The 19,005-nt window shown below is 67.3% G+C and carries 15 protein-coding genes and 1 pseudogene; 8 read left to right on the top strand and 8 right to left on the bottom strand.

Features of this window, described 5'->3' with window-relative positions; translation table 11 throughout:
• Positions 1-78: 78 nt before the first annotated feature.
• On the top strand, positions 79-1,773 hold the full coding sequence (locus ACZ5BH_RS09340; protein WP_464888987.1) for a potassium channel family protein: 1,695 nt from the start codon (positions 79-81) through the stop codon (positions 1,771-1,773).
• Positions 1,774-2,164: 391 nt separating this feature from the next.
• Entirely contained in the window at positions 2,165-2,854 is a 690-nt protein-coding gene (gene trhA / locus ACZ5BH_RS09345; protein WP_464888988.1) for a PAQR family membrane homeostasis protein TrhA, read from the top strand.
• A 63-nt stretch (positions 2,855-2,917) separates the two neighbouring features.
• Here the strand turns inward: trhA and ACZ5BH_RS09350 are convergent, their stop codons facing one another.
• On the bottom strand, positions 2,918-3,607 hold the full coding sequence (locus ACZ5BH_RS09350) for a Crp/Fnr family transcriptional regulator (protein ID WP_464888989.1): 690 nt from the start codon (positions 3,605-3,607) through the stop codon (positions 2,918-2,920).
• A 301-nt stretch (positions 3,608-3,908) separates the two neighbouring features.
• Between ACZ5BH_RS09350 and ACZ5BH_RS09355 the strand changes: the two genes are divergently transcribed.
• Complete coding sequence (locus tag ACZ5BH_RS09355) at positions 3,909-5,357, top strand: multicopper oxidase family protein (RefSeq protein ID WP_464888990.1); 1,449 nt, start codon at positions 3,909-3,911, stop codon at positions 5,355-5,357.
• Positions 5,358-5,475: 118 nt separating this feature from the next.
• Positions 5,476-7,920 (top strand): S8 family serine peptidase, encoded by a 2,445-nt coding sequence (locus ACZ5BH_RS09360; protein ID WP_464888991.1) that lies wholly within the window; start codon positions 5,476-5,478, stop codon positions 7,918-7,920.
• A gap of 149 nt (positions 7,921-8,069) precedes the next feature.
• On the opposite strand, the gene ACZ5BH_RS09365 is transcribed toward ACZ5BH_RS09360, so the two are convergent.
• The 3 genes from ACZ5BH_RS09365 to ACZ5BH_RS09375 are packed head-to-tail and all read right to left on the bottom strand — an operon-like array spanning position 8,070 to position 10,605.
• A complete protein-coding gene (locus ACZ5BH_RS09365) occupies positions 8,070-8,738 on the bottom strand; it encodes a protein-L-isoaspartate(D-aspartate) O-methyltransferase (protein ID WP_464888992.1) in 669 nt (222 codons plus the stop codon).
• Positions 8,738-9,997 (bottom strand): adenosylhomocysteinase, encoded by a 1,260-nt coding sequence (locus tag ACZ5BH_RS09370; protein WP_464888993.1) that lies wholly within the window; start codon positions 9,995-9,997, stop codon positions 8,738-8,740. Before ACZ5BH_RS09370 ends, ACZ5BH_RS09365 begins: the two co-directional genes overlap by 1 nt.
• On the bottom strand, positions 9,994-10,605 hold the full coding sequence (locus ACZ5BH_RS09375; RefSeq protein ID WP_464888994.1) for a phosphoribosyltransferase: 612 nt from the start codon (positions 10,603-10,605) through the stop codon (positions 9,994-9,996). The genes ACZ5BH_RS09370 and ACZ5BH_RS09375 overlap by 4 nt, the downstream gene beginning before the upstream one ends.
• 81 nt (positions 10,606-10,686) lie before the next feature.
• On the opposite strand from ACZ5BH_RS09375, the gene msrA reads away from it, so the two are divergent.
• Positions 10,687-11,346 carry a peptide-methionine (S)-S-oxide reductase MsrA gene (msrA, locus tag ACZ5BH_RS09380; RefSeq protein WP_464888995.1) on the top strand — a complete coding sequence of 220 codons (660 nt, stop codon included), beginning with the start codon at positions 10,687-10,689 and terminating at the stop codon, positions 11,344-11,346.
• Between the two features lie 47 nt (positions 11,347-11,393).
• Positions 11,394-12,392: an SGNH/GDSL hydrolase family protein gene (locus ACZ5BH_RS09385; protein ID WP_464888996.1), complete on the top strand. Its 999-nt coding sequence runs from the start codon at positions 11,394-11,396 to the stop codon at positions 12,390-12,392.
• Here the strand turns inward: ACZ5BH_RS09385 and ACZ5BH_RS09390 are convergent.
• Entirely contained in the window at positions 12,380-12,796 is a 417-nt protein-coding gene (locus ACZ5BH_RS09390; protein WP_464888997.1) for a secondary thiamine-phosphate synthase enzyme YjbQ, read from the bottom strand. The genes ACZ5BH_RS09385 and ACZ5BH_RS09390 overlap by 13 nt on opposite strands.
• An 89-nt stretch (positions 12,797-12,885) precedes the next feature.
• Here ACZ5BH_RS09390 and ACZ5BH_RS09395 point away from each other — a divergent pair, with 89 nt between their 5' ends.
• Positions 12,886-13,833, top strand: a complete 948-nt coding sequence (locus tag ACZ5BH_RS09395; protein WP_464888998.1) for an acetoin utilization protein AcuC — start codon at positions 12,886-12,888, stop codon at positions 13,831-13,833.
• A 1,860-nt stretch (positions 13,834-15,693) separates the two neighbouring features.
• A pseudogene (locus ACZ5BH_RS09400) lies at positions 15,694-16,293 on the top strand (methyl-accepting chemotaxis protein); the annotation flags it as partial.
• A 25-nt stretch (positions 16,294-16,318) separates the two neighbouring features.
• Here the strand turns inward: ACZ5BH_RS09400 and ACZ5BH_RS09405 are convergent.
• From ACZ5BH_RS09405 to ACZ5BH_RS09415, 3 genes are all read right to left on the bottom strand, one after another.
• Positions 16,319-17,218 carry a bile acid:sodium symporter family protein gene (locus ACZ5BH_RS09405; protein WP_464888999.1) on the bottom strand — a complete coding sequence of 300 codons (900 nt, stop codon included), beginning with the start codon at positions 17,216-17,218 and terminating at the stop codon, positions 16,319-16,321.
• Positions 17,219-17,266: 48 nt separating this feature from the next.
• Complete coding sequence (locus ACZ5BH_RS09410; RefSeq protein ID WP_464889000.1) at positions 17,267-17,623, bottom strand: hypothetical protein; 357 nt, start codon at positions 17,621-17,623, stop codon at positions 17,267-17,269.
• A 144-nt stretch (positions 17,624-17,767) separates the two neighbouring features.
• Complete coding sequence (locus ACZ5BH_RS09415) at positions 17,768-18,934, bottom strand: patatin-like phospholipase family protein (protein ID WP_464889001.1); 1,167 nt, start codon at positions 18,932-18,934, stop codon at positions 17,768-17,770.
• Positions 18,935-19,005: the final 71 nt, after the last annotated feature.

The raw sequence follows: 19,005 nt of genomic DNA on the forward strand, positions 1-19,005 counted from the left end.
AGCCCTCGAGGGCGTGCCCATTGGTGGACTTGCGATCGAAATATTCGAGAATTCGGCACGGCGTCCAGGAGCGCATTCATGCCCAACATCGTCTTCGTCCTGCTGCGGCGCCTGCATTCGCCGCTGATCGTCCTGATTCTGGTGTATGCCGTCTCCATTCTCGGCTTCACCCTGATACCGGGGATGGACGATCAGGGCCGCCCCTGGCGCATGGATTTCTTCCATGCCTTCTACTTCGTCAGTTTCATGGGCACCACCATCGGCTTTGGCGAGATCCCCTACCCCTTCACCGATGCCCAGCGCCTGTGGGCCACCGTCTCCATCTATGCCACCGTGGTGGCCTGGCTCTACGGCATCGGTTCGCTGCTCTCGGCCCTGCAGGACCCGGGCTTCCGGCGCCTGCTCACCGAGCAGGCCTTCCTGCGCGCCGTGCGCCGGATCCGCGATCCCTTCTACCTGGTCTGCGGCTATGGCGACACGGGCAGCATGCTGGTGCGGGCCCTGACCGATGCCGGCTTCAATGCGGTGGTGGTGGAAAAGCGCCAGGAACGGATCGATGCCCTGGAACTGGCCGATCTGCGCAGCTACGTGCCGGCCCTGTGCGCCGACGCCGCCGAGCCCGACAACCTGTGCAAGGCGGGCCTGAAGAATCCCCGCTGCATCGGCGTGGTGGCCCTGACCAACGTGGATGCGGTGAACCTCCAGGTGGCCATCACCAGCAACCTGCTCAATCCCCACCTGACCACCATCGCCCGCGCCGAGACCCGGGAGATGGAGGCCAACATCGCCTCCTTCGGCGCCAACCACATCATCAACCCCTTCGACACCTTTGCCGGCCGCCTGGCCCTGGCCCTGCACTCGCCCGGCACCTACCTGCTCTATGAATGGATGACCGCGGTGCCGGGCGAGGCGCTGCTGGAGCCACTCTATCCGCCCCATGGCAAGTGGATCCTCTGCGGCTACGGCCGCTTCGGCAAGGCGGTATACGAACGCCTGCGCCAGGAGAACATCGAGGTCACCGTCATCGAGGCCCGGCCGGAAGCGGCCGGGGCGCCGCCGGGCACGGTCAAGGGGCTGGGCACCGAGGCCCAGACCCTGCGCCTGGCGGGCGTGGACGAGGCGGTGGGCATCGTCGCCGGCACTGACGACGATGCCAACAACCTGTCGATCCTCATGACCGCGCGGGATCTCAACCCGAAGCTGTTCCGGGTCGCCCGCCAGAACTCGCGCAGCAACGATGCGATCTTCCGTGCCGCGAAGCTGGATCTCATCATGCGCCGGGGCAGCATCATCGCCCACAAGATCTTCGCCCTGATTCAGACCCCGCTGCTGGAAACCTTCCTGCGCCTGGCCCGGCAGCAGGACAACGACTGGGCCAACCGGCTCAACAGCCGGATCTATGGCGTGGTGGAAGATCGGGCCCCGGCCACCTGGGAGGTGGACATCACGCCCGGCGACGCGCCGGCGCTCTATGCCCGCGCCCGGCGCGAAGGCGATCTGCGCCTGGGCCACGTCTGCCGTGACCCCCGGGACCGGAACCGCAGCCTGCCCTGCATTCCGCTGCTGTGTGAACGGGGTGGCGAGGACATCCTTCTGCCCGATGCCGACTTCCCCCTGCGCTCGGGGGATCGCCTGCTGTTCTGCGGCCATCCCCATGCCCGCTGGATGATGGAATGGGTGCGCGGCAACGACAACGTGCTCAACTACGTGATCACCGGCGAGGAACATCCCGCCGGCCATCTCTGGCGCTGGTTCACCCGCGAACCGGCGTGATATTGAGCGCTCGGCTTCAGCGTGCCCGTTGAGCCTCAGTCGAGAACGCACCAAATCGCCGTCCCGACTTCAAAGAAAGGTTCGTGTTGGCGAACCCTGCATTTGGTACGCCCTTGGGAGTCGGAGGGACGTTTCGTGACACGCCGTGAATACATCCCTGTAGGCTCGACGGCCGCATCCCTGCGGCCGACGGTCACGAAACGTCCCTCCGACTCCCAAGGGCTTAGTGCTTGAAACGAGCAGATATTCCAGAATTCGGAACGGCGATTTGGTCCGGTTCGGGGCCCTGTTCCTGCGCCGGATTCGTGGCAACGCCTTTACTTTGACCGGAAATGGCGTATGCTGAACATGACGGTGTACCTGGCCGTCGATCATTTCAGGACGTTTCCCCTTGATTCAGGCCATTCCCGGCTTCGCCGAGCCCTTCAGTTCCCTTTCCCATCTGCTGCCCATCGCCGCCTTCGCCGGTTTCGGCATTGCCCTGCTGCTGCGGGCGCGTGGCCATGCGGCGCGTCTCGCCTCGCTGGCCGTGTACGTGTTCGCCTGCGTGTTCCTGCTGGCCATGAGCGGCGTGTTCCACCTGCTCGATCCGGGCGGCACGCCGCGGCTGGTGCTGCAGCGGCTGGATCATGCCGCCATCTTCATTCAGATCGCCGGCACCTTCACGCCCCTGCACATCCTGCTGTTCCGCGGCTTCTGGCGCTGGGGGATCCTGGCGCTGGTCTGGGGGCTGGCCATCGCCGGCCTCACCCTCAAGAGCATCTACTTCGACGAACTCCCCGAAGGCCTCGGCCTGCTGATGTACCTGGGCCTGGGCTGGATGGGCATTCTCTCCGCCGTGGCCCTATACCGCTGGCACGGCACCCGTTTCCTCAAGCCGTTGATCTATGGAGCCATCGCCTTCACCGCCGGCGCGATCATCGACTTCCTCCATCCCCCCGAACTGGTGCCGGGCGTGATCGGCGGCCACGAGCTGTTCCACGTGGCCGTGCTCTTCGGCATGGGATTCCACTGGCTGCTGATCGAGAAGGTCGTGCACTACCACCGCCTGTCCACTGCTGGCGTGCCGGCCGTCCCGTAGGGCGCGCTCGCGTCGCAGCGCACCGTTTCCATTCGGCAACCCTTCAACATGACGAGCGTCGGGTCACAACGCCGACGCCATGTCCAGGCTCAGTTCCTCGGCCGACAGCAGTTCGATTTCACCCCGTGAGAGACGGATGCACCGGCGCTGTTCGAGCGACTTGAGGATCCGGCTGATCATCTCTCGGGTGGTGCCGAGTTCGTGGGCCAGTCTGGCATGGGTGATCTGCAGTGGCCTCCCTTCCGATTGGCGGAACAGCTTGCCGAGCAGACAGCTCAGCCGCAGTTCCAGGCGCTGGAAGGTCACGTCCGAGACCAGTTGCACCACGTCGGCCAGACGTCGGGACAGGGTGTTCAGCAGATAGCGACGAAATTCCGCGGAATCATCGATGGCCTGGAGGAAGTCGGCGCGGCCGAGGATCAGGCCCCGCAGCCGGGTTTCGGCCACCGCCACGGCCGGAAAACCGCTGCCGGACAGCAGGCATTGCAGGCTCAGCACGCACAGCTCGCCGGGATGGACCCGGTAGAGGGTGATCTCGCGACCGGCCGGGGAGTGTTTGAAGACCCGAACCGCACCTTCCAGCAGCCACATGAAATGGGCGCAGGTCTCGCCTTCCCGAAAGAGATAGGTACCGGCCGGGATCCGCCTTTGCTGATGGATGTCGAAGATGCCGGCCCAGGGTTGGGCGAGCAGATCCTCGAGTGTCGAGGAAGCGGCAGAACCGGCCTTGGGCGATTCGATGGTCATGTCCATGGTGTGTACCCTCCAGAAAGCCTCGTCAGTGACAAAACCTGTGACGCCTTCCACAAATTCCGCAAAAACCCTCCTGCAACGGCCCTGAGGATGCCAGGGGAACTTCTGCAGGAACGACGGGTACTTCCGCAACCTTACCCCAGCCGGGGTCCCGGCTTCTGTGTCAAAAGTTCCAGACGAGAGATACAGATTCCGGCGTCGGGCTTCGGCTAGGGTTCTCCGGCGCGGACATTCCGCAAACACAACAAGAAATCCATGCCAGCCCCCCGGGCATGGCACCAACCGTGGAGGAAGCCTCAACATGACCACAACCCGTCGCAGATTTCTCAAGACCGTCGGTGCCGCCGCGCCGGCCCTGCTGCTGGCCCGAACCGGCCTGGCCCGCATGGGCGGCGGTGGTGGCAGTCCCACCGTGCCGGTCTTCGAGCTGCCGCTAAACATTCCGCCCGTGGCCCAGCCGGTTGGTACGGATGCCGCCGGTCGCCCCATCTATGAAATCCATCAGCGCAATGCCAGCGTGGAGATCATTCCCGGCCTGCAGACCGACATTCTCGGCTATGAGGGCCTGACGCCGGGGCCGACCATCATGGTGGACAGCAATCAGGAAGTGATCGTGCGGCAGATCAACGAAACCAACGTGCGCACCACCACCCACCTGCATGGTGGTCACATGCCGGCGGGCAACGACGGTCATCCCGTCGATTACGTGGATCCCGGTACCGCCAAGGACTACTACTACACCAACAAGCAGGTGCCGGCCACGCTCTGGTATCACGATCACACCAATGATCTCACTGGTGATCAGGTCTATGCCGGTCTGGCCGGTTTCTACCTCATGTCCGACGACTATGAGCGTTCGCTGGGCCTGCCCTCCGGCGATCACGAGGTGGCCATCGTGATTCAGGATCGGACCTTCGCCGCCGACGGCTCGCTGATCTACCGGGACAACATCATGGGCGAGCTGGGCGACACCATCCTCGTCAACGGCACGCCCTATCCCTACTTCGAGGTGGGGACGGCCCGCTACCGTTTCCGGATCCTCAACGGTTCCAATGCCCGGCGCTACAATCTGCGCTTGAGCAACGGGGCGCGCTTCGTGCAGATCGGCTCCGACGGCGGCTTGCTGGAAGCGCCGGTGACCCGCGCCAGCCTCGACATTGCGCCGGCTGAGCGGCTCGACGTGATCATCGATTTCGGCTCGGCCAGTGTGGGGGATCAGATCATTCTCGAGAACACCGCCGGGAGCGGCGGCACCGCCCAGATCATGCGGTTCGACGTGGTGCGGGTGGAGGACGACCCCAGCGTGATCCCGTCATTCCTGCGGCCGATCGAGCGTCTGGATCCTGCCGCAGCGGTTCAGACGCGGCGCTGGGTATTTGGCATGCAAGGTGGTCCCAAGCCCTGGGTCATCAACGGACAGCCCTATGAGGAAACCCGGGTGGACGCCTTTCCCCGGGTGGGTACGACCGAGATCTGGGAGCTGGTCAACCGCACGGGCATGATGCATCCGGTACACATCCACGACATCATGTGGCAGATCCTGGACGTGAACGGCCAGCCGCCGGCGCCGGAGGATGCCGGCTGGAAGGATACGTTCAAGGTGCCGCCCATGGGCACCGTGCGCGTGATTGGCCGCTTCGACGACTATGTGGGCGATCCCAACGAGATCACCACCGCCTACATGATGCACTGCCACATCCTCGAGCACGAGGATCACGCCATGATGACCCAGTTCATCGTGGTGGAGTGAGGGGCCTCCCTCGATCGGCATGGCGGGCACGGCCGGTGCCGTGCCCGTCGCCTTGCAAGTGGTCCGACCCTGCTGTCGTCGGTTGCGCTCCCGCTTTCCGCTTTCGGAGGACACGACGATGAGAACCGAATTCCGTTCACGTTTTCACTTTCTGTTCCTTGCCGGGCTGTGGCTTTGGCTGCTGCCGGGCATGGCCGGTGCGGTGGTCGGTCTCCAGCCCGACGCCGAATCCTTTACCCCCGATACCCTGTTGGTGCGTTTCGAGGCCGGTGTCGATGCCGCCCGGCAACGGCAGCTGCTCACGGCGGCCGGTTGCGAGGCCCAGCGCCGCTTCCGGCTGGTCCAGGGGCTCACCCTGGTCAAGGTGCGCAGCGGCATGTCCATGGACGCTGCCCGTGCCCGCCTGCAGGCCAGCGCCGGAGTGAGGTACGCCGAGCCCGATTACCGGGTGCAGGCCACGGTACTGCCCGATGATCCGCGCTTTCCCGAGCTGTACGGTTTGCACAACACCGGGCAGACCGGCGGCACGCCCGATGCCGACATCGACGCGCCGGAGGCCTGGGATCGCCAGACCGGCACTGACGTGGTGGTGGCGGTGATCGACACCGGGCTGGACTACAACCACGAGGATATCGTCGGCAACGTCTGGACCAACCCCGGCGAAATACCCGGCAACGGGATCGACGACGACAACAACGGTTACGTGGACGACGTGCGGGGCTGGGATTTCGTCAACAACGACAACGATCCCTTCGACGACAACGATCACGGCACCCACGTCTCCGGCACCATCGCCGCGGTGGGCAACAACGGCATCGGCGTGACGGGGGTGAACTGGTCGGCGCGGATCATGCCCCTGAAGTTTCTCAGCGCCCGGGGCTCGGGCAGCACGGCCGATGCCATCAGCGCCCTGGACTATGCCGTGATGATGGGCGCGCGGATCTCCAACAACTCCTGGGGCGGCGGTGCGTTCAGTCAGGCCCTGTACGACGCCATCGCCGCTGCCCAAGTCGCGGGTCACCTGTTCGTGGCGGCGGCGGGCAACGACGGTGTGGACACCGACGTCACCCCCAGCTATCCGGCCAGTTACGACCTCGACAACATCGTCTCGGTCGCGGCTACCGATGCCAACGATGCCCTGGCCGGTTTCTCCAACTTCGGCGCCGTGACGGTGGATCTGGGCGCGCCCGGCGTGAGCATTCTCAGCACCACTCCGACCAACACCTATTCGAGTTTCAGCGGCACCTCCATGGCCACGCCCCATGTGGCCGGCACGGCGGCGTTGCTGCTGGCGGCGGATCCCACGCTCGATCTGGTGGCCCTCAAGGCCGCGCTGCTCGACAGCGTGGATGCCGTGGCCGCTCTGGCCGGCCTCACCGTCAGCGGCGGGCGTCTGAACGCCGCCAATGCCCAGGCCAGCCTGGTGCGGGTGGACGTGACGCCGGCCGAAGTCACCCTCGCGGCCGGCACCCGCGTGCAGTTCAGCGCGAGCGGCGGGGCGGCGCCCTATGCCTGGAGCGTGTCCGATCCGGCCGTGGCCGCCATCGATGCCAGCGGCCTGCTCACCGGCCTGGCACCCGGGACGGTCACGGTGACCGCGACCGATGCCAACGGCGTGCAGGGCACGGCCTCGGCGACCGTCACCACCGTCCTGGTGAGCCCCGATACCGCCTCCCTGCAGGTGGGAAGCAGCCTGCAGTTTTCGGCCAGCGGCGGCACGCCGCCCTATGTGTGGACCGTATCGGATCCGGCCATCGCCAGCATCGACGTGAGCACCGGTCTGCTGACGGGGATCGCGCCGGGCACGGTCCGGGTGACCGCAACCGATGCCAATGGCTTCAGCGACAGCACGGGCGACATTGTGATCTCGGATCTGGCCATCGATCCGGTCACCGCCATCCTGGGCGTGGGCGACACGCTCCAGTTCGGTGTGACCGGTGGCACGCCGCCCTATACCTGGCAGTCGGGAAATCTGGCCGTGGCCACCATCGATGCCAACGGCCTGCTGACCGCCGTGGGCGCCGGCGTCACCCAGGTGACCGTCACCGATGCGGCCGGCCTGTCCCTCGCTAGCGGCGACATTACGGTGCGTGACGTGCAGGTGAGCCCGGCCACGGCGAATCTCGTGGTGGGCGCCACGCTGGCCTTTACCGCCACAGGCGGGGCTGCGCCATACGCCTGGAGCGTATCGGATCCGGCCGTGGCCAGCATCGATGCCAATGGCGTGCTCACGGCTCTGGCGCCGGGCACGGTGATCGTCACCGCCACCGATGCCGACGGCATTGCCGGCAGCACGGGCAACATCACTGTCAGCGCCGATCATGTCATCGAGATCTCGCCCTTCACCGCCTCGGTGCCGCGCTTCGGGACCTTGCAGTTCACGGCCAGCGGCGGCCGGGCACCTTATACCTGGTCGCTGAGCAATCCGCTGGCCGGCACCATCGACCCGGCCACCGGCCTGTTCCGGGCCGGGCGGTTCCCCACCACCACGACGGTCATCGCCACCGATGCTGACGGTCATGTGGGAGAATCGGGCACCATTACGGTGACCCGCATGCGCTGAACCTGTCCGCCTGAACGTTTCAGGCCACGAGGGACGATTCGTGGTGGCACAGGGACGTGCCGCCGCGGATCGCTTTTTGCCATCCTGTCTCGCCAGGCTTACGCCCTGCTTGCAATCCGTGCCATTGTGCGTTGCTTTGCGAATGCCTCCTACTGATCGGCGTCTTCCGTCACCAGCGGCACGAACGCCACCGGCAGGATCGCCTGTTCGTCGAGGGTGCCGTCTTCCTTGCGGGTCAGGCGCCGCAGTTGTTGACTGCCCCACGGCGGGCCGACGGGGATCACCAGGCGGCCTCCCGGTTTCAGTTGGTCGATCAGCTCCGCGGGGATTTCGCGGGCGGCGGCGGTGACGATGATGCCGTCGTAGGGGGCGTGTTCCGGCCAGCCCAGGTGGCCGTCGGCGGTGCGATAGTGGATGTTTGCGTAGCCCAGCGCATCGAGAACGCGTTTCGCCTGTGCGCCCAGCGGCGGCACCACTTCCACCGTGTACACCTCGCCGGCCAGTTCGGCGAGGATCGCGGTCTGATAGCCCGAGCCGGTGCCAATCTCGAGGATCCGGTGGTGCGGTTCGATGTCCAGCAGATCGGTCATCAGGGCCACGATGAAGGGCTGGGAGATGGTCTGGCCATGGCCGATGGGCAGGGGGCCGTTGTCCCAGGCGTGATCCCGCAGTTCCTCGGGCACGAACCGATCCCGGGGCACGCGGGCCATGGCCTCCAGCACTCGCGGGTCGAGCGTGTCGCGGCCGAGCCAGCGGCGGGCCAGGGCCGTTTCACTGCGAATGTCGGCCAGCATGCGTTTCACGCCGGCGCGGCTCATCAGGTGCCTTCCTGCCAGGAGGCCAGGTAGCGCCGCTGTTCGGCGGTGAGCTGGTCGATGCCGATCCCGAGCGCCGCCAGCTTGCGCCGGGCCACTTCGGCATCCAGTTCCGCCGGCACCGGATGCACCGCGGGCGGCAGCGCCCGGCCGTGGGCGGCCAGATGGCACACGGCCAGCACCTGGTTGGCGAAACTCATGTCCATCACCGCCGAAGGATGCCCTTCGGCCGCCGCCAGGTTCACCAGCCGGCCTTCGGCCAGCAGGCGCAGGCGGCGGCCGTCCTCGAGCCGGTATTCCTCCACCGAGGGGCGGGGGCGGGTCTTGCCGGTGCTCATCGCCTCCAGCGCGGGAAGGTTGATCTCCACGTTGAAGTGGCCGGCATTGGCCAGCACGCAGCCGTCCTTCGCCACGGCCAGGTGTTCGGCGTCCACCACGTGCTTGTCGCCGGTGGCGGTGACGATGAAGTCGGCGATCCGTGCCGCCTCGATCAACGGCATCACCCGGTAGCCGTCCATGGTGGCTTCCAGGGCGCGCAGGGGATCCACCTCGGTGACGATCACGTGGGCGCCATGGCCGCGGGCGCGCAGGGCGATGCCGCGTCCGCACCAGCCGTAGCCCACCACCACGAAGTGGCGGCCGGCCAGCAGGATGTTGGTGGCGCGGATCACCCCGTCGAGGGCGCTCTGGCCGGTGCCGTAGCGGTTGTCGAACAGGTGCTTGGTCATGGCGTCGTTGACCGCGATCACCGGATAGCGCAGGGCGCCGTCCGCGGCCATGGCGCGCAGGCGGATCACGCCGGTGGTGGTCTCCTCGGTGCCGCCGAGGATCTCCCCCAGCCGGTCCGGGTGACGGCGGTGCAGGGTGGAGATCAGATCGGCCCCGTCGTCCAGGGTGATCTGCGGTTCGTGGGCGATGGCCGCCTCGATGTGCCGGTAATAGGTTTCCGTGTCCTCGCCGTGGCGGGCGAATACCGGAATGGCGAGCCGTTCCACCAGGGCCGCGGCCACGTCGTCCTGGGTGGAGAGCGGGTTGCTGGCGCACAGCACCACCTCGGCCCCGGCGGCCTGAAGCACCCGGGCCAGGTTGGCCGTCTCGGTGGTGATGTGCAGACAGCCGCTGATTCGGAGCCCGGCCAGCGGCCGGCTGCGGCGCAGTTCCTCGTCGAGGGCGCGCAGCACCGGCATCTCCTGCCAGGCCCACTCGATGCGCCGCCAGCCGGCTGCGGCCTGCTCGGGATGGGCGATGTCGTGATCGGTCATGGGGATTCCCCCTCTCGGGTGAGCGCAAGAATGTCGGCGAGATATCGGGGCGAGAGGCGGATGCCGAAGTGCTCGGCCAGCCAGGCCCGGGCCGCCTCGGGGTCCCGGGGCCCGCCGTGGCGGGCCAGGAAGCCGCGCACGTCCTCGGCCACCGCCCAGGGATAGATCAGCCAGCGCCAGCCGCGGATCCGCTGGCCCCGGTAGTCCACGCGAAAACGCGAGCCGGGCTTGTCGTGCAGCACGGCCACCCGCACCTCGCCGGCTCCCTGGGCCTGCAGATGATCCACCGCGGCGCAGAGGGTGTCGCCGGTGTCGTTCACGTCGTCCACCAGCAGCACCCGCTGGCCGGGGATGGGCTGGCACAGGGGAAAGCGGATCACCGCCTCGGGTTGCTTGTCGGAGCCGGCCCGGTAGTGTTCGAGCTTGATGGACGTGAGTTCGGTGAGGTCCAGCCAGTCGCAGAGCAGGCGGGCGGGCACGTAACCGCCACGGCCGATGGCCACCACGAGATCGGGGCGAAAGCCGTCGGCGTGGAGGGTCTGGGCCAGCTTCCGGGACAGGCGTTGCACCGTGCCCCAGGTGACGAGTTCGCAATCCAGCCTGATCATGCCCCATGATTCCCTTGTCGGCCCTTCCGGTCCAGAATACGCCTTTCCCGCCAGCCACCACAAGCAGGGGCGCCCGCCATCATGAACCCGCTGAAAACCCGCCTGCCCACCCCCGAAGAGGCCCTGCCGGGGCGCCGTCAGACGATGCCGGTGCCGGAGAAACACGCCGTGCTTGGCCAGCCGCTCACGCCGCCTTTTCCCGCCGGCTGCCAACAGGCCCTGTTCGGCATGGGCTGTTTCTGGGGCGCCGAAAAGCGTTTCTGGACCCTGCCCGGCGTGTTCACCACGGCCGTCGGCTATGCCGGCGGCCTCACGCCCAACCCCGCCTACGAGGAGGTGTGCAGCGGCCGCACCGGCCACAACGAAGTGGTGCTGGTGGTGTTCGAACCGGACCGCCTGTCTTACGGTGAGCTGCTGCGAACCTTCTGGGAGAGTCACGATCCCACCCAGGGCATGCGCCAGGGCAACGACATCGGCACCCAGTACCGTTCCGGGATCTACGTGTTCAGCGAGGCCCAGCAGCAGGCCGCCGAAGCCAGCCGGGCGGCCTATGCCGAGGCCCTGGCCCGCGCCGGTTTCGGGCCCGTGACCACCGAGATTCGGCCGGTGCCGGCTTTCTATTATGCCGAGCCGTATCACCAGCAATATCTGGCGAAGAACCCCGGTGGCTATTGCGGCCTCGGGGGAACCGGCGTGCCGTTTCCGGCAGAGTCGCCCACGGGGTTCTATACTTCGGAATGACCGTCCACGAGACGACGGCATTGAAGGGACCACGGGGGGGAAACGTCATGTACCAGTCCATGCTGCGGGCATTCTGTCTGCTGGCGCTGTTGTCGTTCGGTGTCGGGGCGGCAGCGGACGAATTCGACCGGATCTACATCTTCGGCGACAGCCTTTCCGACACCGGCAACCTCGCCTCCCTGATCGGGCCGTTGCCGCCACCCTACTACCGGAACCGCATTTCCAACGGGCCGGTGGCGGTGGATACCCTGACCGCCGGCTTCGGCCTCACGGCCGATGCCGCCCTGCATCTGATTGGGCCGGCGGTGGGCCCCAACTATGCGGTGGCCGGGGCCCGGGCCCGCGGCGACGAGGCCATCGATCTGGCCACGCAGGTGACCCTGTTCCTGGCCAATCACGGCCTGCAGGCACCGGGGGATGCCCTCTACGTGATCATGATCGGCGGCAACGACGTGCGCGATGCCCGTGATGCCCGGACGGACCTGGAGGCAAGGCGCATCATCCACCGGGCCGTGCGGCGTATCGGCGTGGCCCTGGCCACCCTGGCCGGGGCCGGCGCGCGCCGCTTCCTGGTGGTGAACGTGCCCGACATCGGCGTGATTCCCGAAACCCGCCTGCTGGCGGCCGCCACCGGCGATGCCACGCTGGCGGCGCGGGCCACGCACCTGAGCCGCCGCTTCAACCGCCATCTGCACCGGACGGTTTCCCTGCTGGCCCACAATCCGGCGCTGCGGATCACCGAGTTCGATCTGTTCGCCTTTCTCGGCGCCCTGCTCGCCAATGCCGGGCAGTACGGTTTCACCAACACCACCGATCCCTGTTTCAGCAGCGAGACCTTCACCTTCTATCCCGGCTGCAAGAACGGCGCGAAGTTCGGTGAATATGTCTTCTTCGACGAGATTCACCCCACCACCCGCGTCCACGGCTTCATCGGCATGGCCATGGGTGAAGCCCTGGAAGAAGAACCGGAGGGCCGCGAGCTGGCACACCGGCTGGGAGCGCTGTTGAGCAAGGCCCTGCGACGGGCGCGCCGTCACTCGCCGTAGACGGTCACGGTGAGCTGGCGGCGATGGCCGCTGCTGCGGTGCTCCCAGAGATAGATCCCCTGCCAGGTGCCGAGCGCCAGGCGGCCGGCGGTGACCGGCAGGGTCAGGCTGCTCTGGGTGAGCACGCTGCGGATGTGCGCCGGCATGTCGTCGGGGCCTTCCAGGTGATGGCGGTAGGCGGGATCGCCGTCGGGGGCCAGACGCTGCATGATCATTTCCAGATCGTCCCGCACGCTGGGATCGGCGTTCTCGGTGACCACCAGCGAGGCGCTGGTGTGGTGGATGAAGACGTGACACAGGCCGGTGGAGAGGCCCGCGTCGCTCACCACCTCGCGGATGCGGTCGGTGATCTCGAGCGTGCCCCGTCCCCGTGTGGCCACGATCAGGTTTTGCTGATGAACCATACTGCCTGGCGCGAACCGTATCTCGAAGGGGCAAAGGGATGGCGGTTGCCGGGCCGGCCCCGGCGGACCCCGGCAGCACGAGTATACCAATGACCGTACTCGTATGCAGTGATTCGGCTCTCGGCGAGTACCATTTCGGTGCCAGCCATCCCTTCGGGCCCTACCGCCTGCAAGCCTTTCTCGATGCCTGCCGCCGTCAGGGGCTGGATCGCCGGGTTCGCGGCTGGTCCGCCCGCCAGGCCAGCCGCGAGGAACTCCTGCGCTTTCACACCCGGGACTACGTTGAACGGGTGCGCACGGCCGAGGCCGAGGGCCTGGCCTGGCTGGATCAGGGGGATACCCCGGTGTTTCCCGGGATCTTCGAGGCCGCCTCGCGGGTGGTGGGCACCACCCTCGAGGGGGTTGCGCGCCTCCTGGCCGGCGAGGCCCGGCGGGCCTTCACGCCCATCGCCGGCCTGCACCATGCCCGCCGCGACGGCGCCGCCGGTTTCTGCGTGTTCAACGACGGCGGCGTGGCTATCGAGACCCTGCGCCAGGTGCACGGCCTGCGGCGCATCGCCTACGTGGACATCGATGCCCATCACGGTGACGGCGTCTTCTACGCCTTCGAGGACGATCCGGACGTCTTCATCGTGGATCTGCACGAGGACGGCCACTTTCTCTATCCCGGCACCGGCGCGGCGGACGAGATCGGCCGTGGCGAGGCCGAAGGCAGCAAGCGCAACGTGCCGCTGCCCATGGGCGCGGACGACATCGCCTTCGCCCGGATCTGGCCCGAGTGCCTCGCCTTCCTGCGCGCTGCCCGCCCCGAATTCGTCCTTCTGCAATGCGGCGCCGACAGCCTGGCCGGCGATCCCATCACCCACCTGGCCTTCAGCCACCGGGTACACGCCCAGGTGACCCGCGATCTCTGCCGCCTTGCCGACGACTTCTGCGACGGCCGCCTGCTGGCCATGGGCGGCGGCGGATACAACCCCGACAACATCGGCGCCGCCTGGAGCGCCGTGGTCGCCGCCCTGCTCGAAAGCGGCGGCTAGCGGTCCCTCGAAAACCGAAACCGCTGTCTATTGCAGGAGCGGCGCCCCCCCCGCCACGGCCCTGGATTCTACGGCCGGCAAATCAAACGCAAAGACGCGAAGGCGCAAAGACCGCAAAGGTTTCTCCCTGTAGGAGCGGCGCAAGCCGCGATTCTGCGGTTGCAGGCCAGCCGGAAAAATCGTTCAGGCCGTTACCCGCTGCCACCCCTTTTACACAACGCCCGCGGACTGAACGCTCCACCGGCAGCGGCCGCCGGTTTTGGCCTGAACCGGCGCTAAAGTTTTTCCCTGCCCGGACGATGCTGTAACCAGAACACGTCATTCCGGCAGGGCCCTTGCATCTCGCCCTGCCCGCTGTCTCCTTGCGTGCCCTGTCCCCGCACGAAAACCCACGGCGGTATTCCGAACGCATCTACCTGAAGGAGAAGCGTCATGAAAGGTTTTCTGACTCCGGCCCGGGCGCTGATGGGACGTCTGCGCTATCTGCACAAGTTCATGTTCATCTTCCTTGTCTTTCTGGTGCCTCTGCTGCTGCTGGCCACCATCGAGCTGCGCGGCTTGCAGAAGGACATCGACTTTCTCGAACAGGAGCGCCTCGGCGTGCGCTACATCGCGGCCTTGCGGCCCCTGCTCGAACACCTGCCCCAGCACCGGGGCATGACCAATGCCTACCTGTGGGGCGACAAGACGTTCCGCGACAAGCTGCTGGCCAGGCGCAAGGCCATCGCCGCGGACTTCGCGGCCCTGGAGGCCGTGGATGGCGAGCTGGCGGCCGCGCTCGAGACCGAAGGGCGGGCACAGGCCCTGCGCGATGACTGGCGGGCCCTGGAGCAGCGGGCCTTCGACATGCCGGCCGACGAGGCCTTCCGTGCCCACTCGGCGCTCATCGGCAAGCTCATCGCCCTCATCGCCCACGTGGCCGACACTTCCAACCTGATCCTGGATCCGGAACTGGACAGCTACTACCTGATGGATCTGGTGGTCAACCGCCTGCCGGCCCTCACCGACGCCATGGGCCAGGCCCGCGGCCTGGGTTCGGGCGTGGCCGCCCAGGGCATCATGGAGGGCCGGACCGGCATGCGCCTGGCGGTGCTCGCCGCCAAGGTCGAGGAGGGCGAGCAGGCCATGAACTACGATCTCGGCGTGGCGATCCGCAGCAACGGCGCCATCGCCGGCCAGTTGCAGGGCAAGGACAAGGCCGCGGTGGACAAGGCCGGTGCTTTCCTGAAACTGGTGCAGAAGGATCTCATCGAGACGGACGACATCCAGGTTTCCGCCGAGCAGGTCTTTTCCGCCGGAACCGAGGCCATCGGCGCCGCCTTCGGCCTCTTCGATGCGGTGTTGCCGAGCCTCGACGGCATCCTGGCGGGGCGTCTCGAGGCGCTCACCCGGCAGCGCACGGTGTCCATCGTGACCGTGGTGGGGGTGCTGGCCCTCATCGTCTACCTCTTCGGCGGGTTCTATTCCTCGGTCATCGAAAGCATCCGGGCGATCGACGATGCCACCGGGCGGATGGCCGAAGGCGATCTCACCGTGCGGGCCAACGTGATAGTGCGTGACGAGCTGAAGCAGGTCGCCGACAGCTTCAACCGCATGGCCGAGAAGTTTGGCGGCCTCGCCCGCCAGATCGCCGACTCCTCGCAACAGGTGGCGGCGGCTGCCGAGGAGATGTCGGTGGTTACCGATCAGACCAGTCACAACATCCAGGAACAGCAGGCCCAGATCGAGCAGGTGGCCACGGCCATGAACGAGATGACCACCACGGTGCAGGAAGTGAGCCGCAACATCGCCGAGACCGCCCACGCCGCGGACGAGGCCAACGGCCAGACCGCGGAGGGCCGCGAGGTGGTGGATTCAACGGTCAGCGCCATCCAGCAACTGGCCGGCCAGATCGAGGACGCCGCCGGCGTGATTCACCGCCTGGAGAAGGACAGCGAGAGCATCAGCGCGGTGCTCGACGTGATCAAGGGCGTGGCCGAGCAGACCAACCTGCTGGCGCTCAATGCGGCCATCGAGGCGGCGCGGGCCGGGGAGCAGGGCCGCGGCTTCGCCGTGGTGGCCGACGAGGTGCGCACCCTGGCCGGCCGCACCCAGGAATCCACGGAAGAGATCAACCAGGTGATCGAGACCCTGCAGAACGGGTCCCGGCAGGCGGTGGAGGTGATGAACCGCAGCCGCGAACAGGCCCAGCAGGTGGTGGAACAGGCCAACCGGGCCGGCGCCTCGCTGGAGTCCATCGCCCAGGCGGTGGCGCGCATCAACCAGATGAGCACCCAGATCGCCAGTGCCGCCGAGGAACAGAACGCGGTGGCCGAGGAGATCAACCGCAACGTGGTCAGCATCACCGAAATGGCCAACCAGACCGCCGCCGGCGGCCAGCAGATCGCCCAGGCCAGCACCGAACTGGCCCAGCTCTCCACCGAGCTGCAGGGCCAGGTCGGCCAGTTCCGCATCGAGTAAGCGGGCGGGCCCGACGTGTCGCCTTTCAGCCTCTGCGCCAGAAACTCGCCAGCAGCGCGCCCGAGAGATTGTGGGCGATGCTGAACAGGGCGCCGGGCAGGGCAGCCAGGGGGCCGAAGTACTTCAGGGCCAGGGCCACGGCCAGCCCCGAATTCTGCATGCCGGTCTCGATGGCCAGGGTGCGGGCGGTGACCGGGTCATGCCCGGCCAGGCGGGGCAGGAGGTAGCCCAGCAGCAGGCCGATGGCGTTGTGCAGCAGCACGGCGCCGACGAGCACCAGGCCCACCTGGGCCAGCCGCGCCTGGTTGAGGGCCACGATGATGGCGATGATCACCACGATGGCCAGCACCGAGAGCAGGGGAAAGAACGGCAACAGTCGTCGCAGCCGCCGGCCGAACAGGGAATTGATGGCGGCCCCCAGCAGCACCGGGGCCAGCACGATGCGCAGGATGTCCAGCAGCATGGCCTCGAAGGGCACGGGTACCGCCTTGCCGGCCAGCAGCCAGGTGAACGCCGGGGTGAGGAGAAAGGCCAGCAGCGTGGAGAGAAAGGTCAGGCTCACCGACAGCGCCACGTTGCCCCGCGCCAGGAAGCACACCACGTTCGAGGCCGTGCCGCCGGGACTGCTGCCCACCAGCACCAGCCCCGCCAGCAGGGTGGCGGGCAGGTGCAGCCACGTGGCCACGGCCCAGGCCGCCAGCGGCATGATCCCGTATTGCAGGGCCACGCCGAAGACCAGCACGCCCGGCCGCGTCCACACCCGCACGAAATCGCGCAGCGTGATCGTCATGCCCATGCCGAACATGATCACCATCAGCAGCGGCACGATGGCGTCGCGCCACGGCGTGAACCAGTGCGGCAGGAACCAGGCCACCGCCGACAGCAGCAGGGCCCAGAGGGGAAACAGCAGCAGGGTACGTTGCATGACGCCAGGGTAAAGAGGAATGCGGCAAGAGGAAAGGGGGGTGCCGGTTCAGCAGGGTTGATCGTTGGCCGCGTTCAGGCACAACAGCACCAGCCGGCAGGTCTGGTGATACAGCTCGTCGGCGTTGATGACGGCGGTTTCGTAGAGGCACTGGGGGGCGGCGTCCGGGGCGTGGGGCCGGGCGAGAATTTCCATTACCACCGGCTGCTGCGGGGCCACCGTGATCACGATCCAGGCGGTGTCTTCCGCGCCCCGGCCGGCCAGGATCAGCTCATGCCAGAGGCCGTGGTGCTCGGCCCGGTGGCGCAGGGAATCGGGCATGCCGACGGTCTCGAGGGCGCGGCGGACCACCGACACGACCGTGTCGATGTTCATGGGAAACTGCAGCAGCGGCGTGGCGCTCATGATCCGGAACCTCTGACCCGTTTCCCCGGTTATCGGCCGTTGGCGCGCAGGGTTGAGAAAACGGCGCGAAGGTATCGCTGGCCTCAAGGGCTCTGTGCTAATACCAAAATCGGTTATCCAGCCCCGGCAATCCGGAATGATCACTCAGAGGCCCAGCGGGGCCGGTTCGAGCAGTTGCCGAATGTCCGCCTGCTGGCGCATGGCGTCCCGGTAGCCCAGTTTGATGAGTTCCCGGCAGTAGCCCTTCTCGAACAGCAGGTAGCTGAGCAGGCTGGCGCCGCTCGGGCGCATGGCGCCGATGCCGCGGAACAGCAGGCGCAGGGTGCGGGGCAGTTCGTGCCGGTGGCGTGCCGCCAGTTCGCCCAGATCCTGGCTGGGCGAGATCACCAGCACGTCCACATGGCGCAGCAGGATGCCGTTCTCCTCGAGCCGGTGGCGGGGGATGAGGCTGATAGTGCGGTTGATCCGCTGCAGGCGTTCGATGTCCGCCTCCAGGGAGTCGAGAAAGATGCTGTTGAGCACATGGCCGGCGATCTCGCCGAAGGAGGGATACTCGGTGACGGGCCGTCGCGGCGGGGCTTGCTCGTCGCGGTGGCGGTTGCCGATCACCAGCACCCGGCTGGCCCCCAGATGCAGGGCCGGGCTGATGGGGGCGATCTGGCGCATGGAACCGTCGCCGAAATATTCACGATTGACCTTCTGGGCGGCGAAGACGAAGGGAATGGCCGAGGAGGCCAGCAGGTGTTCCACCCCCAGCCTCGCCCGGCAACCCACCCGCCGGGCCCGCCGCCAGGGCTGCAGATCCGGCGCCCCCTGGAAGAAGCTCACCGATTCGTGCGAGGTGTATCCCGAGGCGGTGATGCTCAGGGCATGCAGCAGCCCGGCGTCGATGTTGGCCTGCAGGCGGCGGACGTCGAAGTGCCGCGTCATGAGCCGTTGCAGGGGGGTGCGGTCGAGCAGGTAGAGCGACTCGCTGCGGCCGAGCAGCCCGGCGCTCATCATGGCCAGCAGCCAGTGGGCGCCGGTGCGGGCGATGCCGAGGGCGTCGCTGCGGAACACCTGGCCGGAACGGAAGTTGGCCCAGATCCGCACCAGCCGCGAGACGGCATGGCGGAAGTCGTCGGCCTCCAGCGCCAGGCTGGCCGCGTTGAGCGCCCCGGCCGAGGTCCCGCAGATCACCGGGAAGGGGCTGGCACTGCCACGCGGCACCAGCCGGGCGATGGCGCGCAGCACCCCCACCTGGTAGGCGGCGCGGGCGCCGCCGCCGGTGAGGATCAGGCCGGTCCGGCTCTTTGGCGTTGCCGTGTCCATGGTTGCTCACGAGTATAGGCGGTTCTGCCAGGCGTGAATGCGAAAGGCGTGCCGGAATGGGTAAACTGCGC

The organism is Thioprofundum lithotrophicum (genome assembly GCF_055387065.1).